1 protein-coding gene is annotated in these 2,913 nt (G+C 54.3%); it reads right to left on the reverse strand.

All coding sequences use genetic code 11. The features are described from left to right. Positions 1-2,643 (reverse strand): molybdopterin-dependent oxidoreductase (locus K5905_RS30935; RefSeq protein ID WP_297591558.1); only part of this gene is annotated, 2,643 nt, incomplete at its 3' end. Positions 2,644-2,913: the final 270 nt, after the last annotated feature.

The raw sequence follows: 2,913 nt of genomic DNA on the forward strand, positions 1-2,913 counted from the left end.
CAGGTATTCCATGACGAGCATGCGTTCACCGTCATCAAGGCCCGCCCGTTCGAACATCGAGGGGACAATTCCCTTCCATTGCTGCTGTGTGTAGTGAGTGACTTCCCGCGGTGCATGGCAAACCGTACAGCGCTCGAAGAACATTTTCTCACCAGGTGTCATGTCGGCGTAGAGCTTTTCAGTCAGCTCGATCAGACGGTCGGTGCCCAATTTGTCCGGATCGATGGCGGCTACCGGCACGTTGTCGAGTATTGCGGGCGGATCATACGCCATGTTGGGGCCTTCAGGGTCTTCGCACTTGCGCATCTCGACCAGAACGGTGTTGGCTGATGTTGCTTGTGAGAAGCCAGAGGCAGGTTGTGTCGACGTGATGAAGTTCACCAAACCCGAGTTGCAGCGTCCTTTGCTGTCGAGTTGCGGCCAGCCACCCTCGTAGATGGAGACCACGCCTGGCATGATGTCGTCGCTGACGACAGCCCCAGCGATGACCGTGCCCCTCTGATTGTAGAGCTCGACCAGATCACCATCTTCAATGCCCCGGCTTGCAGCGTCTTCAGTATTAATCCGGACCGGTTCACGACCCTGAACCATATATAAATCACGCAAGCGTTTTGAGTTGCCCATCTGGCTGTGCAGACGGAACCAGGGGTGCGGAGAAACCACGTGCAGCTGACTGGGTTTGGCAATACCCAGATACTCGTGTTTTGGCATCCAGACCGGCATGCCCGGGCAGTCGTCGATATTCATGTTCGAGATGTTTTCGCAGAACATTTCGATCCTGCCGGAGGCCGTGTGCAGCGGATTGGCTGTCGGATCTTCATAGAACGCGCCGTGCCGGGTCCACTTGCGGGCCTCTTTAGGCACCGGCATACGAGCATAACCCTGTTCCCAGAATTCCTCGAATGGAAGAGCCTCGGCGGCACCGGAGGCTTCATAGGCGAGCTTGATGTGATACATCTTGTCTTCGCTGTCCGTGAACTGAGCCCAAAGACCAAGCTTGTCGGCAAGGCCTTCGAAGATCTCGTAGTCCGGCAGGCTTTCACCGATCGGCTCGATTACCTTCTTCATTGCGTACACCCTGTCGTTGGAATAGGTGCCGCCGGAGGTGATGTCGTCCTGTTCCAGGGTCGAGGCCGCTGGCAGAACAATATCGGCCCAACGGGTCGCCGCCGTCCACCAGACATCCACGCAAACAACGGTATCAACCTTGTTCAAAGCCCGGATCAGCCTGTTGGTATCCTGCTGGTGTGACATGAAGTTGTTACCGGCATTGAACACCATCTTGATGTCCGGATAGTTGTTCGTCTGGCCATTGTAGAAGAACTCTTTTCCAGGGTTTTCAAGGGCTTCTGTAATCCGAGATGCAGGAACGATCTTTTTGACGAAGTTGCGTCCCTGGCTCATGCCGACCGGTGTTTTGTTGCCACCCTGAGGCATGCCGCCGTTGCCATAGTGCCAGCTGAAGCCAACGCCTTGACCCGGTTTACCGATCTTGCCGCACAGCGCCTGAAAGTTGACGATTGACCAATAAGCCATTTCACCATGTTGTGCCCGTTGGATTGCCCAGGAGCCTGCTATGGCCGTTTTCGATTTGGCGAACAGCTCAGCCAGTTCTTTGATCCTGTCTTCTTCAATACCGGTGATTTGCGATGCCCAGGCCGGTGTCTTCGGAGTGCCGTCTGCTTCACCTTTGACGTAGGCGATCCACTTGTCGGCACCAATTGTGTACTTTTCCATGTAGGTGCGGTCTTCCAAACCGTTTTCCAGGACATGGTAAGCCATCGATAGGAAGAGAGCGGTATCGGTATTCGGGATAATCCGGGTTAGTTCGGATCCAAGGTATTCATCCGATGCAGTCCGCTGTGGGTTGATAGAGATGAATTTGACACCGGCGTCACGGATTTGTTCCCAATGGGCATACATGCCATGGTCGGCAACACGGTATTCGATGCGGTTGTTCTTGATCGGATCGCAACCAACAAGCACGAAGACTTCAGTGTTGTCACGGATGGTTTCCCAAGCGGATTGAGCTGAATAGACTTCCATATCGCCCATGACGTGCGGCAGAAGAACCTGACCGGCACCTGCAGACCAATCGCCGGCGGTGTTGGTGCAGCCGCCCATTAGATTGATCAAACGGCCTTGCAGAACATTCGGGCGAAAGACACCGGCGTTTGACCAGCCGCCGTAGGATGAGGAGAAAATGGATTCGTTGCCGTATTTTGTGGCCGTGTCCAAAAGAGCCTTCGCTGTCAGGCTCCAAGCCGTGTCCCAATCAACCTTGACCCATTCTTCCTTGCCTCGCAATTCCGGTTTGATGTCGCCGGTTTCCCACCCTTCCAGATAGGATTTGCGCACCATCGGATAATTGACCCGGGTTTTATCGTAGGTGCGATCTATGACACCATAGGTCAACATTTCGGTTGGACGGGCATCGAGTTCCATCATGGTGTTGATGCCGACCAGCTTGCCATCACGAACGACAGCCTCGAATGGGCCGTAGTGGCTGGCATGGAAAGTGCGGCCAGCAAAGGAATTTGGATCGATGGAAGCCAAGGCTGTCGAGCCCATGAGGCTGGCTGTACCGATTAATGCGGCACTTCCTTGCAAGAAGGCGCGGCGGGTAGGGGTGTTCATAGACATGTTGACCTCCAGTCATGAGCATTGACGCTGGAGTCAAAATACGATTGGCATGTGAACCAGTCCTACAGGCTGGATCAACAGGCTGTTCGACTTTGTAAAAAAATGTAAAATCCAACGGGCGAAGCGGCGTAAGGGGGAGGACTTGGGGCAGCACATAGTGATCGTCGAAGACGATAGCGTAACACGCAAGCGCCTTGCGGCATCTTTGAAAAAACAGCTTTACCGGGTTAGCGAAGCCGAAAACGCCACTCAGATGGAAGAGATTATTGC

Source organism: Roseibium sp. (assembly GCF_025698965.1).
Classification (GTDB): domain Bacteria; phylum Pseudomonadota; class Alphaproteobacteria; order Rhizobiales; family Stappiaceae; genus Roseibium.